Annotated in this window: 24 protein-coding genes; 9 read left to right on the top strand and 15 right to left on the bottom strand. The window is 30.8% G+C overall.

Annotated elements, in window-relative coordinates; genetic code table 11:
- Positions 1-97: 97 nt before the first annotated feature.
- From KM029_RS17895 to KM029_RS17875, 5 genes are all read right to left on the bottom strand, one after another.
- Entirely contained in the window at positions 98-649 is a 552-nt protein-coding gene (locus tag KM029_RS17895) for an NADPH-dependent FMN reductase (RefSeq protein WP_144074552.1), read from the bottom strand.
- A complete protein-coding gene (locus KM029_RS17890; RefSeq protein WP_144074551.1) occupies positions 646-1,077 on the bottom strand; it encodes a MarR family winged helix-turn-helix transcriptional regulator in 432 nt (143 codons plus the stop codon). The genes KM029_RS17895 and KM029_RS17890 overlap by 4 nt, the downstream gene beginning before the upstream one ends.
- A 123-nt stretch (positions 1,078-1,200) precedes the next feature.
- Positions 1,201-2,841 carry a hypothetical protein gene (locus KM029_RS17885; protein ID WP_144074550.1) on the bottom strand — a complete coding sequence of 547 codons (1,641 nt, stop codon included), beginning with the start codon at positions 2,839-2,841 and terminating at the stop codon, positions 1,201-1,203.
- Positions 2,842-2,892: 51 nt separating this feature from the next.
- The gene (locus KM029_RS17880) at positions 2,893-3,441 is read right to left on the bottom strand and encodes a DUF1697 domain-containing protein (RefSeq protein WP_144074549.1); all 549 of its coding nucleotides are present in this window, start codon (positions 3,439-3,441) and stop codon (positions 2,893-2,895) included.
- A 115-nt stretch (positions 3,442-3,556) separates the two neighbouring features.
- Positions 3,557-4,006, bottom strand: a complete 450-nt coding sequence (locus KM029_RS17875) for a cold-shock protein (RefSeq protein WP_144074548.1) — start codon at positions 4,004-4,006, stop codon at positions 3,557-3,559.
- Between the two features lie 520 nt (positions 4,007-4,526).
- Between KM029_RS17875 and KM029_RS17870 the strand changes: the two genes are divergently transcribed.
- The gene (locus KM029_RS17870) at positions 4,527-6,842 is read left to right on the top strand and encodes a transglycosylase domain-containing protein (RefSeq protein WP_144074547.1); all 2,316 of its coding nucleotides are present in this window, start codon (positions 4,527-4,529) and stop codon (positions 6,840-6,842) included.
- 70 nt (positions 6,843-6,912) lie between these two features.
- Here the strand turns inward: KM029_RS17870 and KM029_RS17865 are convergent, their stop codons facing one another.
- A complete protein-coding gene (locus KM029_RS17865; protein ID WP_144074546.1) occupies positions 6,913-7,530 on the bottom strand; it encodes a DUF4251 domain-containing protein in 618 nt (205 codons plus the stop codon).
- Between the two features lie 161 nt (positions 7,531-7,691).
- Between KM029_RS17865 and KM029_RS17860 the strand changes: the two genes are divergently transcribed.
- Positions 7,692-8,489 carry an inositol monophosphatase family protein gene (locus KM029_RS17860; protein WP_144074545.1) on the top strand — a complete coding sequence of 266 codons (798 nt, stop codon included), beginning with the start codon at positions 7,692-7,694 and terminating at the stop codon, positions 8,487-8,489.
- A gap of 33 nt (positions 8,490-8,522) precedes the next feature.
- Here KM029_RS17860 and KM029_RS17855 read toward each other — a convergent pair whose 3' ends face one another.
- The 6 genes from KM029_RS17855 to KM029_RS17830 all read right to left on the bottom strand — a co-directional run bounded on the left by KM029_RS17855 (position 8,523) and on the right by KM029_RS17830 (position 13,433).
- Entirely contained in the window at positions 8,523-8,972 is a 450-nt protein-coding gene (locus KM029_RS17855) for a hypothetical protein (RefSeq protein ID WP_158631099.1), read from the bottom strand.
- 165 nt (positions 8,973-9,137) lie between these two features.
- The gene (locus tag KM029_RS17850) at positions 9,138-11,009 is read right to left on the bottom strand and encodes a glycoside hydrolase family 13 protein (protein WP_144074543.1); all 1,872 of its coding nucleotides are present in this window, start codon (positions 11,007-11,009) and stop codon (positions 9,138-9,140) included.
- Between the two features lie 212 nt (positions 11,010-11,221).
- A complete protein-coding gene (locus tag KM029_RS17845) occupies positions 11,222-11,449 on the bottom strand; it encodes a hypothetical protein (RefSeq protein ID WP_144074542.1) in 228 nt (75 codons plus the stop codon).
- Between the two features lie 2 nt (positions 11,450-11,451).
- On the bottom strand, positions 11,452-12,420 hold the full coding sequence (locus tag KM029_RS17840; RefSeq protein ID WP_144074541.1) for a YheT family hydrolase: 969 nt from the start codon (positions 12,418-12,420) through the stop codon (positions 11,452-11,454).
- Positions 12,421-12,422: 2 nt separating this feature from the next.
- Positions 12,423-12,902 (bottom strand): GNAT family N-acetyltransferase, encoded by a 480-nt coding sequence (locus KM029_RS17835; RefSeq protein WP_158631098.1) that lies wholly within the window; start codon positions 12,900-12,902, stop codon positions 12,423-12,425.
- A 132-nt stretch (positions 12,903-13,034) separates the two neighbouring features.
- Positions 13,035-13,433, bottom strand: coding sequence for a hypothetical protein (locus KM029_RS17830; protein WP_144074539.1), 399 nt, complete (start codon positions 13,431-13,433; stop codon positions 13,035-13,037).
- A gap of 224 nt (positions 13,434-13,657) precedes the next feature.
- Here KM029_RS17830 and KM029_RS17825 point away from each other — a divergent pair, with 224 nt between their 5' ends.
- Entirely contained in the window at positions 13,658-14,131 is a 474-nt protein-coding gene (locus KM029_RS17825) for a hypothetical protein (protein ID WP_144074538.1), read from the top strand.
- Between the two features lie 107 nt (positions 14,132-14,238).
- Positions 14,239-14,676: a hypothetical protein gene (locus tag KM029_RS17820; protein ID WP_144074537.1), complete on the top strand. Its 438-nt coding sequence runs from the start codon at positions 14,239-14,241 to the stop codon at positions 14,674-14,676.
- Between the two features lie 37 nt (positions 14,677-14,713).
- On the opposite strand, the gene KM029_RS17815 is transcribed toward KM029_RS17820, so the two are convergent.
- Positions 14,714-15,058: a TfoX/Sxy family protein gene (locus KM029_RS17815; RefSeq protein ID WP_144074536.1), complete on the bottom strand. Its 345-nt coding sequence runs from the start codon at positions 15,056-15,058 to the stop codon at positions 14,714-14,716.
- Positions 15,059-15,162: 104 nt separating this feature from the next.
- On the opposite strand from KM029_RS17815, the gene KM029_RS17810 reads away from it, so the two are divergent.
- Positions 15,163-15,609: a hypothetical protein gene (locus tag KM029_RS17810; RefSeq protein WP_144074535.1), complete on the top strand. Its 447-nt coding sequence runs from the start codon at positions 15,163-15,165 to the stop codon at positions 15,607-15,609.
- 57 nt (positions 15,610-15,666) lie between these two features.
- On the opposite strand, the gene asnS is transcribed toward KM029_RS17810, so the two are convergent.
- The gene (gene asnS, locus KM029_RS17805; protein WP_144074534.1) at positions 15,667-17,097 is read right to left on the bottom strand and encodes an asparagine--tRNA ligase; all 1,431 of its coding nucleotides are present in this window, start codon (positions 17,095-17,097) and stop codon (positions 15,667-15,669) included.
- Between the two features lie 250 nt (positions 17,098-17,347).
- On the opposite strand from asnS, the gene KM029_RS17800 reads away from it, so the two are divergent.
- Genes KM029_RS17800 through KM029_RS17785 form a run of 4 tightly spaced genes read left to right on the top strand, consistent with a single transcriptional unit; the run spans position 17,348 to position 22,085 of the window.
- Positions 17,348-18,583 carry an efflux RND transporter periplasmic adaptor subunit gene (locus tag KM029_RS17800; RefSeq protein WP_144074533.1) on the top strand — a complete coding sequence of 412 codons (1,236 nt, stop codon included), beginning with the start codon at positions 17,348-17,350 and terminating at the stop codon, positions 18,581-18,583.
- 7 nt (positions 18,584-18,590) lie between these two features.
- On the top strand, positions 18,591-19,922 hold the full coding sequence (locus tag KM029_RS17795; protein ID WP_144074532.1) for an ABC transporter permease: 1,332 nt from the start codon (positions 18,591-18,593) through the stop codon (positions 19,920-19,922).
- 23 nt (positions 19,923-19,945) lie between these two features.
- A complete protein-coding gene (locus tag KM029_RS17790) occupies positions 19,946-21,403 on the top strand; it encodes a TolC family protein (protein ID WP_144074531.1) in 1,458 nt (485 codons plus the stop codon).
- A gap of 52 nt (positions 21,404-21,455) precedes the next feature.
- A complete protein-coding gene (locus tag KM029_RS17785; RefSeq protein ID WP_144074530.1) occupies positions 21,456-22,085 on the top strand; it encodes a hypothetical protein in 630 nt (209 codons plus the stop codon).
- A 60-nt stretch (positions 22,086-22,145) separates the two neighbouring features.
- Here KM029_RS17785 and KM029_RS17780 read toward each other — a convergent pair whose 3' ends face one another.
- Positions 22,146-23,357 carry an alkaline phosphatase family protein gene (locus KM029_RS17780; RefSeq protein ID WP_144074529.1) on the bottom strand — a complete coding sequence of 404 codons (1,212 nt, stop codon included), beginning with the start codon at positions 23,355-23,357 and terminating at the stop codon, positions 22,146-22,148.
- Between the last annotated feature and the right edge of the window lie 124 nt (positions 23,358-23,481).

The following is a 23,481-nucleotide window of genomic DNA, read 5'->3' as shown; positions in this document are numbered from 1 at the left end:
ATTATTTGCTTATATGGCTCCTTCTATTTAGGACAATACAATAGGAATTAGTCTATTTAAAAAGGCTTCATAATTTAATATTATGAAGCCTTTTTCATTATACAGATTCAGTTATAAGCACGGCACTTTCAAACTTATTCAATTCACTTTTAAACTGTTCGTTTAATGCATTATCACTAATCCCTTCTTCTACAGTAAAATTAGCATGGAAAGAAGGTAATGAAAAACTTCCTTTAACATCTGCTGCTGCATAAGGTAGAGACGATGATGCAATATTTAATACACTTTTTGCACCTCCAGGTCCTGGAGAAGAAGACAATATTAATAACGGTTTATTTTGATAAACTTCTCTTGTTGATCTAGAAACCCAATCAAATATATTTTTATATGCCACAGTATAATTACCATTATGCTCAGCAAAAGATATAATTATTCCATCTGCTTTAGAGATTTCTTCCTTAAAAGCTTCTACCTGTTTAGGTATACCTGATTCCTCTTCTATATCTATGCTATATATTGGCATTTCATAATCATTCAAATCTAGTGTAGAAACACTAACATTTTCTAATTGACCACCTGCCCACTCTGCTAATTGCTTATTAATTGATTTTTTTGAATTTGTGGCTCCAAATACTAATATCTTTTTCATAGTTGTTTTCCTTTTAATTTGATTATTAATTTTGCTAAAGTTTCTGCTTCCAATTCCGTTAAATTACTTCTTATCGGCTCATGGAATGTCTCAACTTTTTTATCTAATTCTTTTAATGTTTCTAACCCTTTTGGAGTAATGGTAATATCCATTTTTCTTCTATTAGTAGGGCATTCTACTCTATTTACAAGCCCTTTTTCTAATAACTTATCTACAATTCGTGTGATGTTACTAGATCTTTGAACCATTCTTTCTAATATTTCAAATACTGTAATAGGATTCCCATTTTGTCCCCTTAATATCCTTAATACATTAAACTGAGGTTCAGTAATACCATACTCTTTAAGTTCGCTTCCTACACGGTCAGTAATCCAATGTCCTGTAGAAATAATTTGATATATCGCTTTTATATAATTTGACTCCTTCATTTTACTTGTTTAAACAATCAATGTACATACAATAGTAAGAATGTTTTTATAATAATGCAACTAATCAATAAAAAAACCTATTCATTTCTGAATAGGTTTCTTTATTAAATAAACAACTTAATGTTAATTCTGTATTTTCTTAGTCGTTTTTCTTAACTGAATATTAAGGTTATCAAAGCTAACAATATCTACTAATTCATTAGCTCCATCATCATACTTAATATTAACACTGTCCCCTACTTGAGTAATAGGAAGTTCACTAGAAATTAATGATGAACCAATAAATATTTTAGAGTCTAAATCATCTACCATTATATAGTAATTAGTTGTCCCATTTCTGATATCTTTTTTGATTCTAGATATTGTAGAACTAATTACAAAAGTGTTTACATAACTGTTTGGAATCACTGAGTTCCCTCTACTATTAATGCTATTTTTATATGCTCTTAGCGCTTCTTTTATATTATTGCCTACACCAACAATTGTATAGTCTTCTACGGATACCATCGCAATCATTTTGATTAAACCTGCATTATCTTTTAAAGACATCACATAAGTTGGTATACCATTAATATTATAGGTAATCGGAAAAGAAGCATAGTATCCTTTTTCTTGTACCTTACCCATTGCAGACTGTCTAGCTGCTTGTTCTGTAGCTCCTACTTGTTTATACCATATTGTTTCTTTTGTTCTAGTATCTACAAGTACAAAACCCACTGTACCTTCATCGTTACCAACAGAGGTTAGTCCTGTATACCAATATGCCCTATCATTAGAACCATACACTAAAGACATTCCTTTAGTTGTGGTTAATTTTCTTTCGTTCGAGAAATTAAAATACCCCAATACAAACTCTCCCCAATCGTCTAATTGATTAACAATAAAGTTTTCTGGTTGAATTCTGTCAATCCAAATAGGAGTATCTTCAATAGAATATTCTTTAATTTCTCCATTTGCTACATCAACAGTAAGCACACCTGTTGCATTATCTCCAGAGAACCCTACTTCTTTATCATATAAGGTAATAATCCAATACGGTTTGCCATTATCATCAATTTCAAAAGAGTAATCTGTAAAACCTTTAGTCATATAACCATTTAAATAAATATGTCGCTCCAAGTCAGACATAAAGAAAGCTGCAGATTGATACTTAATTTTTACAGGTTCTCCATCTACTTCTTGTACAAGTGTAACATCTCTTTCGTTTGTTGCAGAGACCATTACATAGCCAGGGGTTCCCTCTTTATTATTATTCCATTTAAAGAATCCTGAGTGCATTAAAGGTGCAACCCAATATAATTTACCTTTTACTTTTTGAATACTAAATTGACCTAAATGTGCCTGACTACCTAGAGAAGGAATTGAGCCTAATACTTTATCTCCTAATCTATCGGCCATATCATTATCTACAATTCTGATCTCTTCTGTAGAGATTGGTGCAACATGATTAGTAAAGTTTTCTCCTTTTTTAACTTCGCCAATTAGATTTTTATAATCTTCACTTCTAAATAATGCCCATGATGTAAATAAAGGCAAAACTATAGCGTATAAAAGTGATAAGATCATTACCCCTACTCCTACATTTCTTATAGTTGAAGGTTGTTGTTTTATTCTTGCGGTTTCTAAGAATACAAATACTCCAGAAATAAAGAATAATAGCATTGCCCAAGATGTAAACCCATAGGCTAATGTGGGTAAGATAATGTAAAATGAAACAGTTAATAATAATAGTAAGATAAGGAGGTAAAATATGTTGTATTTCATATTGGTATAAAGTTTAGTTAGCAATACTATTTTTGAGAAATTGAAGATAATTTAATTGATGTTCTCTTCAATTAATTGTTGAATTTTTAAAACCGTTTTCCAGTTTCTTGTTGTTGCTATTACTTTCAATTTATTTTCAAATAATTGATTTGTTAGCTTAGATTGACTGTATTTACCTTTGCATTTTATAAAGACCTTTCTTCCAGTTATTTCAAAACTATCTCCATTAAAATCTTTTTCTTTTATTTCTGAAATTAAACTTTTATCAGGTTCAGAACGAAGTACGGTTAAATGTAACTGACTAATATCTGATTCATCATTATAAAATGGATTTTCTTTAATAGCAATAGCTACTTCAGGAACGGGAAGAACAATTGCAGGAACATTAAAGCCGAAACGAGCTAATATTTCCTTTTCTATTAAATTTTCTAATTGGATTGTATCCTTCTCTCCAGAACTTGAGAATAAAATATTACCACTTTGAATATAAGTAATGATGTTTGTGCAACCGTTTACTTCAAAAAGTTCTTTAAGATCTTTCATCAATATTTTTCGTTTGCCACCTACGTTTATTCCTCTTAAAATTGCCAGAAAGTTCATAAAGTTTGAGTTGTATATATTAATCCTTCACGAATATAAAGCAAAAAACCTCTACCTCAATAAAATATTGAAGTAGAGGCTATATAATTAAGAAAGTATATTTATGTGTATGTGATTATTTTCTTTTCACATTTACACAGTTCATACCTTTCATTCCTTTTTCTAACTCAAAAGTTACTTTATCACCTTCTTCTATCTGGTCAACTAAACCATTCACGTGAACAAAGAATTTCTCTTGTGTATCAAGATCTTTGATAAAACCGAAACCTTTTTGATCATTGAAAAATTCAACGCGTCCTCTGTGGACAGGATCTACCTCGATATCCTCCATTTTTGGAATAGCGATTTCGATAGTAGAAGCATCAATCTCTTCTCTTTCTACATCTGGATCTGGAGGAGTATCAGTAATGTTACCGAATTCATCCACATAAGCCATCATGCTATCTAAGCCACCACCAGGAGAGTTTTCTTTGCGCTCCTCTTTACGTTTAGCTTTTTCCTCTTTTTTCTTCTGACGTTTTTTTTCTTTTTCTTTTTTGTTGAAGGACTGTTGTGATCTTGCCATTAAATTTGTTTTATGATAGAAGTTATCTTCTAATTTTAGAAAGAATTAATCAACATAATTAATTCTGTTTTCATGAAAATCTAATTTTTTCATAGTAAAAGTGATTCTCATGTAAACTACATTATACAAAAGTAGGAACATAAATCAAAATCTAAAGTAAGAATGAAACTAAATCATATATTTTCCACACATTTATTTACAAAAAAGTATAAAAACACCTCTCATAACACTGATATTTAGTAATTAAGTACAATTAAATTTATTACACTTTTTTAAAGCGTTTTATCTTCTTTTCAGTGTAAACTATCACTAATATATCAATTTTCGCCTCTAACATATTTCTTTTTTCTAAAGTCGAAATAACTTCTTTTAAAGATCGATCATTAAATTTTATCATTTAATAAAAAGAATTAACAACCTATAGCTAATTATGTTATTCAAGTGATTAGTGATTAATAAATTGTTAGTGTATTTTTGCAAACAATTCCCCACTCTAAGTTTTAGTATTACTAGATAAATAATGAACAAAATTCTTGAGGTATGGCAAAAAAATGTCATTCCCTATCTCACTATTATACTACAAAAAGTAAAGGTCTTTTATCAGTACTTAACCAAACACAAAAATAAAGTGATTGGTGGTTGTTTTGGTGTTATTGGTGCCGGCTTACTTTTTATTCTTCTTTTCTTATCAGGCGTATTTGGTTCTTCCTATTCAGATGAAGAACTAATCAATTTTGAGAATGAAACGGCTTCTATAATTTATTCCGAAGATAATATTCTTCTAGGTAAGTTCTTTGCTGAAAACAGAACTAATATTAGCTACGATCAATTACCTAAACATCTTGTAAACGCACTAGTTGCAACAGAAGACGCAAGGTACTTTGAACACGAAGGGGTAGACTCTAGAAGTGTTCTTAGAGTATTATTTAAAAGTATTTTGTTGGGTGATAAAAGTAGTGGTGGTGGCAGTACTATTACACAACAACTTGCTAAAAATATGTTTGGAAGAAAAGACTACGGTCCTTTTTCTATGTTGATAAATAAATCCAACGAGATTAAGATTGCCCAACAATTAGAAGAATTATTCTCTAAAGAGGAACTACTAAGCATGTACTTAAATACAATCCCTTTTGGTGAAGATGTGTATGGTATTGAATCTGCTTCTGAGCGTTTTTTCAATAAGAAAGTAAGTGATTTAAAAATTGAGGAAAGTGCCGTTCTAATTGGCATGTTAAAAGCAAATACCTATTATAATCCTAGGTTATATCCAAGGCATTCTCTTAAAAGAAGAAGTGTTGTACTGCATCAAATGCAAAAGTATGATTACATATCTAAAATTGAATATGATTCTCTTATTCAACTGCCATTACAACTTGATTATGCAAACCCCGAAAATCAAGGTATTGCTAATTACTTTTTAGTTCATGTAAAAAATGATGCTCAAAAAATCATTTCTGAATACAATAAAAAGCATAATTCTCATCTTGACATAGAGAGTGATGGCCTAATAATTACGACATCATTAAATGCTAAATTACAATATTATGCTCTTCAAGCTTTTCAGAAGCAACTTAGTAAAATGCAAAGTTTAATTGAAAAGCAATATAAAAGTGGAACAAGTAAAAAAGAGCTTGATAGTATAGTTGCAAAACATCTAAAAAGGTTAAAAAGTGGTGACCCCACAGAAATGAGAGAATATTTTACTTGGGATGGTACTAAAACTGCTCAATTGTCTTTGTCTGATAGTATAAGAAAAGAGCTTACACTTTTACATGCTGGCTTTTTAGCGCTAAATCCTCAAGATGGTTTTATTAAGGCATGGGTTGGAGGGATTGATTTTAGAACACACCCTTATGATCAAGTTACAGCCAAGAGGCAATTGGCTTCTACTTTTAAACCAATCTTGTATACTGCTGCATTAGAAAAGGGTATCCGACCTTGTAAATACCTAAAGAATGAAATTTCTGAAACGAATGATGATGAGGCTTGGCAACCAGAAAATTATAGTAAAACAACTGGTGGAATGTATTCTATGGCCGCGTCATTAGCTAAATCTTTAAATATTCCCACTGTTAATCTTTACAATGATGTAGGTTACGCCAGCCTAAAAGAGCTTTGGGAGAAGATGGAGTTTTCTTATGCAATTAAAGATTACCCCTCTACTGCACTAGGTACTTCTGATGCTAGCCTTTTAGAACTTGTACGTGCCTATGCTTCTTTTGCAAATGGTGGTTTTCTAATCAACCCTCGTTTTATCACTTCAATAAAAACTGCTGAAGGTAAAACAATCTATCAATCTTCTGAAGTCGTAACATCAAAAAGAGTGATTAGTGAAGAATCTTCATTACTTATGAGTGCAATGTTACAAAAGGCATTGAATAATGGAACAGGTGCGTCTATGAGAAGTGTTTACGGTGTTAGGTTACCGCTTGCAGGTAAAACAGGTACTTCTCAAAGCTATGGAGATGCTTGGTTTGCCTCTTTTAATCCCAATTTAGTAATGGTAACAAGAGTTGGAGCTTCTTCTCAAGCCGTTCATTTTAATAACGGTAGGTATGGAGCAGGTAGTACTTTAGCATTACCAATTACTGCTTTAACACTACAAAAAGTTGAAAGTAATAAAGAATTATCGCATGAGCTTTTTACTTATTTCCCTGCTTTACCACATTATCTTGATGGATCTTTAGATTGTGAAGACTTTAAAGAAGGAACCGATGTTCAGATGTTTTTTAATAATATGTTTAAGAAAAAAACAGATGAAGAAAAAGAAACGAAAAGACAAGAAAGGAAAAAGCGAAGACAAGAAAGAAAAAAAAGAAGGCAGCAAAATCTGTAATCAATTATAAAATTTAGAAGTAAAAAAAGCGGACAACTCTATGTTATCCGCTTTTTTTACTTTTTAATTTCTAGTAACGAGTTGTACCCTCATAAGAAGAACTTAAAGAATTAGGTTTTAATTCGCCTCTAAATTTCAATTCTGCAGCACTAAAATCTCCTTCCACAGAAGAATTTGCCCAGCTACCATCAGCTTCTAATTCAATAGAAACATCAGCCATCATTGTAGGGCCTTGCACATGAAAAGTAACACGTGTCATTTGATTTTTAGGATTTGTAGTTACCTTATAATTTGAAATAGTACCGTCTACGGTAATACCACCTACTCCATTAAAACCAACTAATTGAGGAAATGCTAACTGAACAACAGCTCTATCACCAGCTACTTTTACAAAGTTTATAGAAGGATCAACATTTACCATATTACCTCTTCTATCGTAAGCTTGATTAGCTTCTAATGTATATGTTTTATTATTAATTGCAGCAATATTTTGAGCATGTTCAGCTTGTTCCTCTGCTAAACGTGCTTCTTTTTTCTTTTCTTTAGCAGCTTTCTTTTCTGCCTTTTTCTCTGCTTTAGTTTCTTTTTTTGTAGTAGTATCTTGTGCAAAACTATTTCCTACACCAAATGAGATTGTAAGTAAAAATAATAAACCTAAGATGCGATTGATTGATTGAATATTTTTCATTTTATTTTTTGTTTAAGTGTAATTGATATAACGCACTTTTTTCACATATAAATTTCAGATAATGATTATTTAGTATCAATTTATAACTATAATTGATAATTAATTGAAAATAAATTGTGAGAGAAATTACAATTAGTATTAATCTAATAATAAATTAAATTATGCAGGACTATAAAGATATTTGTCATAAAGTAGTTAAGCTTACTGATGAAGTTGCTTCTTTTATTGCAGAAGAGAGAACAAATTTTGATAGTTCTAAAATTGAATACAAAGGGTTAAACGATCTCGTTTCTTATGTTGATAAAACAGCAGAGAAAAAAATAGTAGATGGTTTAATGAAAATTCTTCCTGATGCAGGTTTTATTGGTGAAGAAGGTACAAATAGAAGTTCTAAAAACGGGTTAAAATGGATTATTGACCCATTGGATGGAACGACAAACTTTATTCATGGAATTCCTATTTTCTCCATTAGTATTGCACTTATATCTACAACAGATTACTGTTTAGGAGTAGTTAGAGAAGTAAACTTAAATGAGTGTTTTTACGCTTGGAAAGACGGTGGAGCATACCTAAATGGTATTTCTATTTCTGTATCTAGTCAGCAAAATTTAAAAAGTGGACTAATAGCTACCGGCTTCCCTTATTACGATTTTGAAAAAATGCCTCAATACATGAATATCCTTATGGGTATGATGGAAGGTTGCCATGGTATCCGTAGACTGGGTTCTGCTGCTGTAGATTTAGCTTATGTTGCTTGTGGGCGACTTGAAGGCTTTTTTGAATACAACCTTAATGCATGGGATGTTGCTGGTGGCAGTATAATTGTAAAAGAAGCAGGTGGAACAGTAACTACGTTCTCTAATGAAGATACATTTATTGAAGACAGAGAAATAATTGCAGCACCTCCAACTATACATAAGGAGATGCAATCTATTATATACAAAAAATGGAATAGTTAACTATTCCATTTTTTTATTCTATTTCTTTAAAACTTAATTCCTTCCTTTTGTTGATAACTTATAAAAGTTAGAAGAAGTAAACTCGTCTTTATAAGATGATTTTAATTCAATCTGATAATCTGTTAAACTATCAAGACCTTCGAAAAATAAATTTTCCGTTAATACATCATCTTTTATTTCTATCTTTTTATAAGAAATGGTCTTTTTGTCATCCACTTCATTAGATGATAAATTTACAAATCTATAATGTAAATTATAATATCCTCTTTCGTCTTTTTTCCAACCTACTATTTTTACATCAACACTTAATTGAGATAATGAATCTTTCACTTCAATCTCATGAGCATCATGAAAAACATGTGTTATCGGATCAGTAGCCAATACTAATGGCTCGTCATCAGTAAGATTACAAGAAGAAAAAAATAATGTTATAAGTGGTAGTATATAAATAATTGTCTTTTTCATCATAATATTTTTATTCATTCTTATGACAACTCAAAGTAGAAGGCTGACAACAAAAATATTGTTTTTTTTATAAAAACTAAAAATATTTCATGACAACATATATTTATAGAACATTAAAGGCTAGTAAAAAGTTGTATTTTCACTAGCCTTTAAATATATAATTTAGAATGTTATATCTAATTATTACTCAATCACTAACATCAATGATGTCATTCCAGGAACTTTTAAAGTACCTTTTGAAAGATCATAAGTTTCACCCGTTAATACATTCTTAGCAGATTTCGCACCTTGAATAGATTCTTCATAATGTGCTAATTCTACGTCTTTATCTTCAACGTTCTTATTAAAGATTGTCATTACTTTAGTAGACTCATCATATCTGAACATCACAAAAATTTCATTAGCTGGAGCATACTGTTTTAATTTACCATCATGTAATGCTGGAGTATCTCTTCTAAAAGTTGTCAATGTTTTCACAAAGTTCAATGCATCTTTTTGTTCTTTAGATAAGCCTTCACCTTTAAACACATTGGCTTTATCACCTTCCCATCCTCCAGGCATGTCTTCACGGATATAAGCATGATCTTCAGGATGATCTACATTACCCATTAAGATTTCAGTTCCGTAGAAAATTTGAGGTATTCCACGTGTTGTATAGATGTACATTAAGCCCATCTTAAATAAATCATAGTTTTCATTTACTTGATTAAAGAAACGAGGTGTGTCATGATTATCAGGGAAAATAACTAAGTTATATGGATCAGCATATAAGAAATCTTCAGCTAGTGTTTCATATACTTCATTAAAAGTATTTGAATAAGGAGCTATTTCTTTATTTAATGAACGTTTTAATGCTGCTTGAACAGGGAAATCCATAAGTGAAGGTAAATAAGATTCGTATCCGTTTGCATTCACTTTTCCTTTTTGCCATCTCGAAACAATTGCAGGGTTTTCTGACCATTCTTCTCCAACAATATTAAAGTTAGGATATTCTAGCATAATTCTACGAGACCATTCTGCCATAAAATTAGCATCAGGATATGAATAAGTATCTTGTCTAATACCTCCAAGATCTCCAAACTCTACCCACCAAATTGAGTTTTGAATCAAGTAATTTGCTAATAATTCGTTCTTTTGATTTAAATCAGGCATTGTATCAACAAACCATCCATCAGCATGTCCTTTTCTATCAGTTTCTGAACCATATGGATCAGCTAAAGAAACTCTTTGATGAGTTGAATAAGGTTTTTTCTCTAAATCTTGAAAATTATACCAATCAGCCGTAGGAAGATCATTTGTCCACCAATGGTTTAATCCACAGTGATTTTCAATCTGATCCATGATCAGTTTTATACCTCTTTTCTTTGCTTCTGCAGATAGACGTACATAATCTTCGTTAGAACCAAATCTCTTGTCAATTTTATAATAATCTGTAGTAGAATAACCATGGTAAGAATACGTTTCCATGTCATTCTCCAAAAGAGGGTTTACCCAAAGTGCAGTAAATCCTAAATCTTGAATATAATCTAAGTTATTTATAATACCCTGAATATCACCTCCATGTCTACCTGACATATTTGAACGATCTGCTGCTTCTTTTAAGCCATCTACAGTATCATTTTCTGGAATTCCATTTGCAAAACGGTCAGGTGTAATTAAATACATTACATCTTTATTAGAAAAACCTTGACGTCCTGCAGAGTTATCTCTTCTTTGTTTAAACTCGTAGTTATAAGTAAAAACTACTTTGCCTTTTTGTTTAAATTCTATTGGGAAAGATCCTGGCTTTACACCTTCAGAAATCTTTAAAACTAAAAATAGATAATTAGGGTTATCTACTTTTATAGTTTGATCTAACTGTACTCCATCATACGATAAAGTAGGAGTTAAATTTGAAATGTCTTTACCGTGAATAAGTAATTGTAATTCTGGATGTTCCATTCCGGCCCACCAAAATGCTGGTTCAACTCTATCGATTGATACTTTTGATTTAGCTGAAGCTAATTGAAAAGCAGCAAACAACATTAAAGTTAAAGCGAGTGATATTCTTTTCATGTTCATTGTAAATAAGTATATAATTAAAATTTCATTTATTCTTATATGTGTATCTAAGACACTACAAACATGATAGTTTAATTATAAAATTACAATAATCTTTAGGGTACAAAAAGTATACAACCAAGAATACCAAGTAAACATATAAGGTTAAAAACCTCAATTTTAAGCTAAATAAGACATTTATTAAGTAAACATCTAAATAACCAACACTATTTACTTTTAGCTTCTTCTTCTTTCTTTTTTGCAGCTTCTGCTACTTTCGCATCCATTTCTCTTCTCATTTCTATTAGTGTTTTAAACTTAATAAAAGCACCAATTACAAATAATGGAAACGAACTACAGCCTAAAACCCATTTAATTACAGTATCATCTCTAAAAACTGTAACTGCCAAAATTACTGCTGCAACGCCAATTAAAGTAAAAATATAACCTATCATGATTAATTTTCTTTGTTTGTTATTAGTTGAATAAAGTTGAGGACTCTTTCTAAATACCACCTTTGTTTATTTAGAGATATTAAAAAGCCTACATGTCCTCCATATTTAGGTGTTTCTAAAAAAACATTTTCATTATTTTCCGCTTCATAATATGGGTAACACTCTTTTGAGAGAAAAGGATCATCTAATGCATTAATAATTAATGTAGGTTTGATAATTCCTTTTAAAAACTGCTTTGAACTACATTTTGTCCAATATTCTTCAGCATCTCTAAAGCCATGTGCCGGAGCCGTATATTCATCGTCGAAAGCCACAAATGTTTTTGCTGCTGCAATTTTAGTGATTTTTTCTGAGGATGGGTCAAAAGTTTCTAATTTTTGAATAGCTTTTAACTTTAATGACCGCAAAAAATTATTTAAATAGACCCAATTCCTTTTTGATTGTAATTGTTTAGCTGATGTATTTAAATCACAAGGAACAGAAATTGCTACCCCTCCCAATACTTTAGGGTTAATCTTTTCGGCTTGTTCACCTAAATATTTTAAAGTGATATTTCCTCCTAAGCTGAAGCCAATGATTATGATATTAGCATAAGCATCTGCAATATCATTTACCAAAAAATCTAGATCATCCGTTTTTCCACTATGATAGGAATAGTACTTTTTATTAGGCTCTCCGCTACAACTTCTATGATTAATTGCCCAAATATCAAAAGAACTCGAAAAGGCATCCGACATCTCTAAAATATATGGAGATGATGAAGAGCCTTCTAATCCATGTAATAAAATAATTGCTACTTTATGGTTATTGAGAAGTGTATCTACATCAAAAAAATCATTATCTGGTGTAGTGTACCTTTTTCTTATAAAGTCTGGGCTTTTTTTCTTCTGAAACCTATTTGCTGCAATTGTATTGATATGAGCATTTCTATAAATAAAACTAGGCAAGTACGCAGAGTTAACTACAGGCATATTTATAATTCTTTTATCATCCAAATAGTACAACTATGGTGAGATGTATTTCCTAATGGAGCTTCTAGATTTTTAAAACCCAGACGTTCATATAATGCAACTCCTTTTACCAATTCTGGCATTGTTTCTAAATAACATTTAGAATAACCTTCGTCTTTAGCAAAAGTTAAGCAGTGCTTTAATACTTTTTCTCCGTAACCTTTTCCTCTAGCATCTGTAGAAAGATATATTTTTTGAAGTTCACATACTGAATCATCTGCACCAATTAGCTTACCAATACCAGCTCCTCCAATTACTTTATTATTTTCTTCTAAAATAAAATACTCAACACCACTCTCCTCGTATACTTTTGATAACTCTCCTAATTGTTTATCAAAATAAGCAGTACCAGGTAAGGCTGCATTATGTTCTTCTAATGCTTCTTTTATTATTTTTTCAATAAAAGCATTATCATTAGGTGTTATTACTCTAATAGAATACATATGATACATTATTAGTTAATTAGTTCACAAAAGTAATGCAAATAACATTATAAAATACACTCTATTCTTCTTTAAGGGATATGTAATAAAAAAAGGAAGCCTCTCGACTTCCTTTTTTTAATTTAGCAGTTTTTATATGCTTAATTCTTGTTCTAAAATTTTAATTCCATTTGTCTTGTCAATAAAGGAAACAATAATTTTAGATAAGTCTGCTTTGTCATGATGTTCAATAATCAACTCAGCATTGTTAAAGCGAGAATCATTTACATCAGAAATAAAAGTTGCCTTATCTGAAAGAACAGATTTTGACAACTTATAGATTTCATGCATCTCTTTCCCGAAAATTTCTACAATTGCATTGTCGTCTATAATTTTCACACCAATCTGATACCCTTTAAATTGAGTATCAACTTTCTGAAAATTGACTGTAGATTGATACCATTCATTATTAATTTCTTTCTGTATTCCACAAGAAGAAAATAATAGGATATAAATAGTAAATACAGAACAATAGTTAATCAATTTACACATTAGTATAGTTATTTATTTAGAAGAAGTAATAGGTAAACTTTAATTATGTAACAGCTAGGTAAGGCATATATTTAAGATTGCTTTTACATAATACTCACAATCTAACATTTAAATTTAACATTATAATTTAAATGAATATAAATGAGTTGAAATAACATTCAATAAAATGATTACTAGGTAATTAAAGAACGTTTGTAGTGAGGTATATCCTAATTATAATCATTATGAAAAATATAAAAAACACCTTACTTACGTTCTTATTAATTTCTTTACCTTTTATAAATTTTGCCAATAACGAAAATGGCAAAAAAGATGAAGATGATGACGACAAGAAAAAAAATTCTAAAGCTTCATCATATGATCATTTTAATATTGCACCTAAAGTTAAAACTGCACCTTTTATTAAAGATTTATCTTCTGAACATAGTTTAGAGCTTTTTAAGGATGGTAAAAAGAAAATGCTTATTGATGCTGAAACAGACAATATACTTTACAATAATTTAAAAGAAGGTGAAGATTATTTAAGAGTATATACTGATCATACAGATGGTTTAAAATGCATTATCATTTGGCACATCGAAAAAGTAGATAAAGAAACTGGTGAAATTGATTGGAAAAAATATACTTATAAGAAGTATTCTGAAATTGGTTGGAGACCCACAACAAACGACAATACGAAAGTAGAAGCCTTTAAATAAAAATTTACGATAATTAAATAAAAGCAAATAACAACGAACAAGCTTTAACAAAGTTAACGAATCGGAAAATCTTGGTGTTTATGAAGTATAACCAAACACAAGGAAATATGAAAAACTTATCGATTCTAATTGTTCTAGTTTTAAATATTATTAGTTTATCTTCTTTTGCTTCTAACGAAAAAGGGAAAGAAAGCAAAAGAAATTATGATGAAACTAATGCTCCTAAAATAAAAACGGCTCCATTTATTAAAGGTGTTGCTGCAGAGCACTCTTTAGAATTATTTATGGAAGGTGTTAACCATAAAATGTTAGTAGATACTGAAACAGATAACATTTTATTTGATCATCTAAAAGAAGGTAAAGACTTTGTTAGAGTTTATACTGACAATGCTGATGGTAATAAAGCAATGGTTATTTGGTCTATCAATAAAGTAAATAAAAAAACAGGAGAAATTAAGTGGGATTTGCACAGTTATAAGCATTTTCCTACTACAGGATGGAGACCTGTTGATAATAATAAAGAAAAAGTAAAAGCATTTAATTAATAAATTAAGGAAGTCTAATGACTTCCTTTTTTTTTGATCAATTATTTTTTCTATTAAAAGAAAGTACCAATTCTAACCAATATTCAAGGTCTGTATCAAGGTCAAAACCCTCTGGAGTTATATAGATGTATCCTTTCATTGGTCTACCTGTAAAATCCATAGGTAAACAACATGGTTTTTCTATTTCAAAAGCATACTGCTCTTCTCCAATTTTAGCCATTAATAAACTATCTCCATATTTTTTATCTATATGGATTCCACAGCTCATCTTATTGTTGATCATGAAGATAAGCCCTCCCATCATTTTTTTTGAGTAATATTCCACTTTTTGTGATGTAAAAAACCTGGTTATTCTTTCTCCTAAAAACTCATCAAATGCCATAATTTCAATTTTAAATGATAGATAATAGACTTTAATAATAGTAAATACTATTGATCAATCTTATTACAAAAATGTCTCTAGATTAAATAAATCTATACGATGTTATGAAAAACCTTACTATAATAGCCCTACTTATTCATATATTTTCAATGTCAATTTTTGCTTCTAATAATCTTGATGATGATAAAAAGAAGAAAAAAAAAGCATACAATCATATGATGACTGCTCCAAAAATTAAAACAGCACCTTTTATTAGAGGTTTGGCTGCTAATGGATCAATAGAACTTTTAAAAGAAGGTATTAATCATGTGATGCTTGTTGATAAAAAAAATGACAACATTTTACTTGATTATGTAAAAGAAGGAAAAGATTTTATCAGAATATATACCGATCCAACTGATCATCAAGAATGCTTGATTATTTGGAGAATAAAAAAGAAAAGTAAAAAAACAGGAAAAATTACTTGGAGAAAGTTTACATATAAATACCTTCCATCATTAGGCTGGTGGCCAGTAGATAATATGACAACAAAAGTAAAATCATTTCAATAAAAAAATGGCTTCAAAAATTAATTTTGAAGCCATTTTTTTGTTTAAACTTTTCCGATCTTAAAAGTCTGCACTTTTAGGAGCACGTGGGAAAGGTATTACATCACGAATGTTACCCATTCCTGTAACAAATAATACAATTCTTTCAAAACCTAAACCAAATCCAGAGTGAGGAGCTGTTCCAAATTTACGAAGCTCTAAATACCACCACAATTCTTCTTGCGGTACATCCATTTCTTCCATTCTTTTTACAAGTTTCTCTAAATTTTCTTCACGCTGAGAACCTCCAATGATTTCACCTATACCAGGGAACAATACGTCCATTGCTGCTACAGTTTTACCATCTTCGTTTTGCTTCATGTAGAAAGATTTAATCTCTTTAGGGTAATCCGTTAAGATTACAGGCTTTTTATATTCTTTCTCTACTAAATAACGCTCATGTTCAGAAGATAAATCTACACCCCACTCAACAGGATATTTAAATTTACCTTTTTTAAACGGTTTAGAACGTCTTAATACTTCGATTGCTTCTGTATATGTTAAACGTTCAAAGTTGTTATCAGAAACAAATTTTAAACGCTCTAATAAACCTAGTTCAGCACGTTGGTTTTGAGGTTTTGTTTTTTCCTCTTGTGCGTAACGTTGGTTTAAGAATTCTAAATCTTCAGGGCACTGTTCCATTGCATAATCAATCAAATACTTGATCATTTCTTCTGCAAGGTCCATGTTATCTACTAAATCATAGAAAGCCATTTCTGGTTCTATCATCCAGAATTCTGCCAAGTGACGAGAAGTGTTTGAATTTTCTGCACGGAATGTAGGTCCGAATGTATAAACATCACCTAAAGCCATTGCTCCAACTTCTGCTTCTAATTGTCCAGAAACTGATAAGTTTACAGGCTTACCAAAGAAATCTTCTTTGTAATCTACCTCTCCGTCTTCACCAAGTGGTGGGTTTTTAGGATCAATTGTAGATACTCTAAAAGTTTCTCCTGCACCTTCTGCATCAGAACCAGTAATAATTGGTGTATGCATATATACAAATCCTTTTTCGTTAAAGAATTTGTGGATACCGTATGCTAAAGCATTACGTACTCTATACACTGCACTCATAACTTGAGTACGAGGACGTAAATGTGCTTTTTCACGTAAGAACTCTAAAGAGTGCTTTTTAGGTTGTAAAGGATATTCTTCTGGGTCTGCATCTCCTAAGATTTCAAGGTTTTCTACCTCAATTTCAATTCTCTGTCCTTTACCTTGAGATTCTAAAATTGTTCCTTCTATAGAAACAGCAGCACTAGTAGTTAATCTCTTTAGTAGATCTTCTGATGTATTTTCAAAATCTACCACCGCTTGCAAATTATTGATAGTAGAACCATCATTCAATGCAATAAAGCGATTGCTTCTAAATGTTCTTACCCATCCTTTAACAGTAACTTTGGCACCAATCTCTCCGTGTGCCAGCAAGTCTTTAATTTTTGTTCTTCTCACTTGCGTGGTAGTTTAAATTTCTAATAGTAAAAAAAGACACACTAAGTATGTCTAAAATGAGGACAAATATAAAAAGTTTATAGTAGTTTTTTATAGATGTTACTCACGTTTTATACTTTATCTATTTAATTCTCTTAAAATTAAATCAAAGGCTTCTTAAAAATTAACATTGATTATAATTATTTAAGCCTCCATTTAGTTAGTTTTTGAATAAATTAGTGTTGAACTAAAAAACTTCAACTATAAAATAATGACTTCAAAAAAATCAATTATTGGAGTAGGTATCGCTGTTTTACTCTTGATCAGCTTTTTCTACTTCAACACTTCAAGCAACGAAACAGTATTACTCACTAAAGTCCGTAAAGGTGACCTAAAAATTAATGTTACAACAACTGGTGAACTAGAAGCTGAAAAATCTGTACAAATTAGAGGCCCACTTGGTATGAGGAAAGCAAGTGTATGGGAAGCTAAAATAAATAGTTTGGTGCCTGAAGGTACGCTTGTAAAACAAGGTGATCAAGTTGCTCAACTAGACCCATCATCTTTGTCTGACCAGCTTTCTAAAATGGAAACAGAGTTAACAAAATCAGAATCACAATGGGAACAAACACAGCTAGACAGTGCTTTACAGTTAAGTAAAGAAAGAGATAATCTTATCAACCTTGAATTTGTTGTAGAAGAAAAGAAAATCCAATTGGAAGAATCTGCTTTTGAACCACCTTCAACAATTAAAAAATGTAAGATGGATGTAAAAAAAGCTGAACGTGATTTAAAACAAAGTAAAGCTAATTACATTGTAAAACAGCAACAATTGAGTGCTAAAATGAGAGAGGTAACTGCCAATCTTAATGCTGCAAAAAGAAATGTAAATTTCTTAAAGACTCTTTTTGGTGAATTTACAATTTTTGCTCCTGAAGATGGGATGATTATTTACACTAAGGATTGGAATGGAAATAAAGTAAAAGAAGGCTCTAACATTCAAGCTTGGAACCCTGTTGTAGCTACCCTGCCCGATTTATCGTCTATGTTGTCTAAAACTTTTGTGAATGAGGTTGATATCAGAAAAATTAAAAAAGGGCAAAAAGTAAATATTGGATTAGACGCTTTTCCTGATAAAAAACTTAATGGTGAAGTTACTCATGTAGCAAATGTAGGAGAACAACGCCCTAACTCAGATGCAAAAGTATTTGAAGTTTCTATTTTATTGGCTAAAACTGATAGTACTTTACGCCCATCAATGACTACATCTAATGAGATTAAAACGGAAGAAAAAACCGATATTCTGCTTATTCCAATAGAAGCATTACACGTTCAAGGTGACTCTGCTAATTTTGTCTTTATTAAGAACATCAATAGTTATGATATTCAAGAAGTAAAAATTGGTTTAATGAATGACCAGGATGTTGAGATTATTTCTGGTTTAAAAGAAAATGATATTATTGCTTTATCGACACCTCCATCTCACCTAGAAGAACCATCTAAATAATAGTTATATGCAACGTTATTTAATCAATTTATCGATTGCTTTAGATGCCATTCTTGCTAATACATTACGTTCAATTCTAACTGCTTTAGGAATTATTTTTGGAGTAGCGGCAGTTATTGCCATGTTAGCTATTGGCAATGGAGCACAACAAGAAATTTTAGATCAGATGAAACTTGTTGGGGTAAATAATATCGTAATTACTCCCATAATTGAACAATCTGAGGAAAAGGTGGTTTCTGAAAATAAAAAAGAAAAGGAAAAGTTCTCTCCTGGGCTTTCTCTTTTAGACCTTAAAAATATTAAAGAAGTAATTCCAAATATTCAACGCTTAAGTCCTGAAATAGAAATTGAAACATACATTATTAAAAATGGCATTAGGCGATCTGTTAAGTTAATTGGAGTAAATAACCATTACTTCGAAATTTACAATCATTCTCTCTCTCAAGGTAATTTATTTGATAAAGTTCATGCCAAATTTGGAGCATCTGTATGTATTATTGGACGCAGCTTACAAACTCGTTTTTTTAGTTCAGAAGATCCTATTGGTAAGCAAATAAAATGCGGAGGACAATGGCTGACTGTTGTTGGGGTGCTTAACGAAAGAAACATGATGTCTAAGAACTTAGAGAAGTTGGGTATCAGAAATGTAAATATGGATGTTTATGTACCTATCGAAACAATGCTAATTCGTTTTAAAGATAGATCTAGAGTTACCAAAACAGCAATCCAAAAAGCATCTGCAGAACAAGCTAGAAATAATAATCAGCCAAATGATAAAAAAGCAAATTATAATCAACTAGATAAAATTGTAGTGCAGATGTCTAATGCAAATGAGTTATCTCTAGCCTCAGAGGTATTACAAAAAATGCTAAGTAGAAGACATTTCAATAAAGTTGATTTTGAAATTAGTATTCCAGAAATGTTACTTAAACAACAACAAAGAACTAAAGATATTTTTAATATAGTTCTTGGTGCAATTGCTGGGATATCATTAATTGTTGGCGGCATTGGTATTATGAATATTATGCTTGCATCTGTTCTAGAAAGAATAAAAGAAATTGGCTTACGTATTTCATTAGGGGCTAAAAAAATGGATATCATTTTACAATTTCTTTTTGAAGCCATCTTAATTAGTCTAACCGGTGGCACAATTGGAGTTATACTTGGTGTTTCTATGGCTTTATTAATATCAAGCATTGCTGATATTCCAACAATTATATCTTTCTCTTCTGTTATTATCTCTTTTGGAGTAGCGGCATCTATTGGTGTAATCTTTGGAATTTCACCAGCTAAAAAAGCGGCATCCCAAGATCCGATAGAATCTCTTCGATACGAATAACAGCATTAATCAACAACAACTTCATGAAAAATATACATATCAATCTTTTAGTAACTTTGCTTCTAATAGGTACTTCTGGTTTTGGGCAAAGTATAATTACTTTAGATCAGGTAATTGAAATTGCAAAAAATGGCTCCCTTTCTTCTCAACAAGCAGAAAACAAGAAGGAAAATTACTATTGGCAATACAAACAGTTTAAGTCTGTCTATTTACCTCAGTTGGTTTTAAATGGTAATCTACCAAATTACAACAGGTCTATTAACCCTATTACGCAACCAGATGGTAGTACAGAATTTAGAGCTGTAAGTATGTCAACTTCTAATGTTAACCTTAATTTAGAACAAAATATTGGCCTTACTGGTGGTAAAATTTATATGGGCGCTCAGATGCAGCGAATTGATAATTTTGAAGGGGCAAATACAGGAACAAGTTATGCTGGTCAACCTTTTATGATTGGTTTTTATCAACCTTTATTCAACTTTAACCCTCTTAAATGGGATAAGCAAATTGAGCCTTTGCGTTATGAGGAATCATTAAAACAATATGCAGAAGAACTAGAAATGATTGCTTATGAAACTACAGAACTTTATTTCAATCTTCTTATTGCTCAAATTAGTTATGATGTTGCTACTACTAACTTAGCAAATAATGATACGATTTATAAAATTGGACAAGGAAGATATAATCTTGGTAAAATTGCCGAAAATGAATTATTACAATTAGAACTAAATGTATTAACTGCAGATAGAGATTTACAATCTGCGAATCTTGATGTAGAAAGAAGTAGGCTCACTTTATTTAATTATTTAAATATTCCAGAAAATACCATAAGTCAACTATCTACCCCTGCCGAAATCCCTGATGTGACAATTAGTGCAGATGTAGCCGTTATTCAGGCAAGAGAAAATAAACAACAGTATATCAACTACAAAAGAAGAAAACTCGAAGCAGAACGAGATGTTGCTAAAGCAAAGGGAGAATCTGGATTACAAATTAATATGAGTGGGCAATTTGGTTTAACACAACAAGCAACTACTCCATCAGGTGTTTATGAAAGTCCGAATAGTCAGCAACAATTTCAATTAGGGTTTAATATCCCAATTCTTGATTGGGGCAGAAGGAAGTCTAAAGTAGAAACAGCCATTTCTAACCAAAGGTTAGTGCAAAGTACCATACAACAAGAAGAAGAACTCTTTAGCCAAAATATCTACCTTTTAGCAAGACAAATTCCTATAATAAGAGCAAGCGCCCTATCAACAGAAAAAGCAAGAAGCATTGCTGAAAAAAGTTATGAAATTGCAAGGAGACGATATATGGTAGGTAAAATTAGTGTTACTGACCTAAATATTGCATTAAAAGACAAAGATCAAAAGACCAAAGAATACTTGGCAGCGTTAAAAGAATATTGGTTATCGTATTATAGACTTCGTATGTTTACACTTTACGATTTCAAATCAAATCAAAAAATTGGTGGAAATTAATAATTGGAATATTAATTGATTACTTACCTAATTCAACAATAACTTTTTTAAAATGTCAGCAAAATACGGCCTAATATTCATTAGTTTATTTACTTTCTTTACTGGGTGTTCTACTTCTTCTGATGAAAAATCAGAAAGTGAATACGATGACGGTACTTTTGTAATTGAGGAAGAGGATTTATCTAAAGTAAATTCTAATACTTTATATATTGAAGTTGATTCTCTTAGAAATGATGCTTTTGAGTCTGAAACCTTAAAATTAGATTTTTCTACAAGAATAGTAACTGATTTAGAAGCAAACGGAGTAGTATTAAACACAGATTTAAAGAAAGATGTACTTAAGAGTATTTCTGAAGCAAAAAACTCTGTGTATTCTAATAGAACTTTTAATAATGAAGATTCTATGTTACAATATGACTCTGATATTGCTACTTTAATTGCATCATTGGAAGAATTATCAAAATCTGTAGATAACTTTGATAATTACGAAAAACCTGCTCGTCTTTTAGATAGAATTAAGGATACAAGCACTAGGGATTTAATGTTAAGAGGCTATTATAATCAATCTGCTTTTAAGTGGAATAAATTAGTACGAGATTATAAATCTAAAGTAGAAAAAGAAAACCCTACACTAAAAGTTGTTGAAGTTAAATACTTCTATGGTCAAGAACCTATCATTTAAGTAGTGTTTTAATTAAATAGAAAAAGCCATGTAGAATTTTACTTCTACATGGCTTTTTTGTTATTGTAAATAAGGACCTAGAACATCTATCTTTCCATCAATATCATTTGGAATTTCTAAGCCTATAATTTTGGCGATTGCTGGGTAAACATTCACATTTTCGAAGGAAGGAATCTCCACTCCTTTTTTAAAATTTGGTCCTACTCCATAAAATATAGCATGCATATTTTTTATTGCATATGGGTTATAACCATGCGTACCCTTACTTACTCCTCCTCTAACATTTTTAAATGCTTTAGGAGGAATAGCCTCACAAACAATTGCAGGAATCCTGTTTCCTTTAGAATAATGTAAATTTGCAGGGATATTCTCTTTTAAATACACATGCATTCCTTTACTTTCTTGGGCCTTTAACTTCTCATAAGTTTCTTGCACATTTGCTCCTTTATTAGGGTAAAGTAAGTATTGCACTCCTCCTCCATTTACACAAGTAAAATCTTCAAAGCTTCCTAAACCTTCAAGAACAATTGGGTTATCTACATCCACATTTTCCATACCATGATCTGAGACAACAATTAAGTTAACGGGATGATCACTTGCTTTAATGGTTTTATAAAGTGCTCCAATTTGAGTATCAAGGTACTCTACCGCTTCTTGAGTCTCCTTAGCATCAGGACCATATCTATGCCCTTGTGTATCTACTAAAGAAAAATATAAAGTGATAAACCTTGGTCTATTTTTACCTTTTAAAGATAACCACTTCTCTATTTGCTCTATTCTTTGAGCATAAGGTGTTGATTTATTGTATTTAAAGTAATAAGAAGGCGTAATTCCTTGTACTCTACTGTCTGAAACAGGCCAATAAAAAGAGGCTGATTTCACTCCTTGCTGTTCTGCTAATGTCCATAAAGGAGTTCCATAAAACCATGAACCATCTTTTTTACCAATACCAATTCTATACATTTCTTTACGTTCAGGATCATAAAATGAATTATGAACTAAACCATTATTTGAAGGATACATTCCTGTAGCAATAGCATAATGGTTTGGAAATGTTTTACTAGGATAAGAAGGAATCATAGAAGTTGCTTTCACTCCTTCTTTTGCTATAAGATCTAAATTTGGCGTCTTGTATTTGATAGGGTAATCATATCTAAACCCATCTATTGATACAATGATAACCGTATTTTCATTTGCTTTTTCAGTTTTTGTGCAGGCAGAAAATAATATCAAAAGTAAAATAATTGAGTTAGTAATATTTTTTGAAATCATAATGTGTTTTATAAGTGCTATAATAATTTACGAAACTACTTCCGTTTTTTTCACTTTCCACATCAATTTAACTTCATTAGTAAAATGTTATTAATAAATTATTATTCAATTTTTAGGCAAGCCT

The sequence above is a fragment of the Flammeovirga kamogawensis genome (genome assembly GCF_018736065.1).
Taxonomy (GTDB): domain Bacteria; phylum Bacteroidota; class Bacteroidia; order Cytophagales; family Flammeovirgaceae; genus Flammeovirga; species Flammeovirga kamogawensis.
The sequence above is the reverse complement of the archived record's forward strand: the minus strand, read 5'-3'. Positions and strand labels throughout refer to the sequence as shown.